This is a genomic window from Allokutzneria sp. NRRL B-24872 (assembly GCF_002155965.1).
In the GTDB taxonomy this organism is placed as follows: domain Bacteria; phylum Actinomycetota; class Actinomycetes; order Mycobacteriales; family Pseudonocardiaceae; genus Allokutzneria.
In genome coordinates this window covers 1-627 of sequence record NZ_MUMH01000432.1, presented here as the reverse complement: position 1 = coordinate 627, position 627 = coordinate 1, and the positions used below count along the sequence as shown (strand labels likewise).

1 protein-coding gene and 1 pseudogene are annotated in these 627 nt (G+C 69.4%); both read left to right on the top strand.

Annotated elements, in window-relative coordinates; genetic code table 11:
* Nucleotides 1-146 precede the first annotated feature (146 nt).
* Entirely contained in the window at nt 147-350 is a 204-nt protein-coding gene (locus CCN37_RS38505) for a hypothetical protein (RefSeq protein ID WP_086830281.1), read from the top strand.
* A gap of 5 nt (nt 351-355) precedes the next feature.
* Nucleotides 356-627 (top strand): annotated as a pseudogene (locus tag CCN37_RS38500) (N-acetylmuramoyl-L-alanine amidase); the annotation flags it as partial.

Genomic DNA, 627 nt, shown 5'->3' with positions numbered 1-627 from the left:
GACGCCAAGATTCTGGACATCTTCGAGGGAACGCAGCAGATTCAGCAGTTGATCGTCGCCCGGCGCATCCTCGGGAAGTCCTCCGCCGAATTGAAGTGAGTCACGCGCGATCGGCCTCCGGTACCCTCGGGGCAGGGAGGCCGATCGTGACCGACTTCATCGTTCACCAGCCCGATGACTCCACGCCCGTCAAAACCCCCGCGGAATGGGACGCCGAAGGCTGGGACGCCGATCGGCAACGCCCGAAGGATCTCGGCGAAGCCCGGTCCGCTCTCGACGCCCGGATCGCGGATCCGCACGCTCCCGACACCGAGGCGGAGTCCGGGGCCTACGACGGCCTGGAGGGCTGATCGCCGTGTACGTTCCCTGGCTCGTCGACGCCGCTCGCAGCACTGGTTACCCCGTGGTCGAGGTTCCCGGCTGGCAGACCCGCGGCCACGGTGGCATGCGCGTCGTCGAAGGGGTGGTCGGGCACCACACCGCCACCTCCGACTCCGCGCCGGGGGACTATCCCTCGCTCGACATCGTCACCAACGGCCGGGCCGATCTCGCCGGGCCGCTGTGCAACCTCGGGCTCGGGCGCAGCGGCACCGTTTACGTCGTCGCCGCCGGGTGCGCGTACCACGC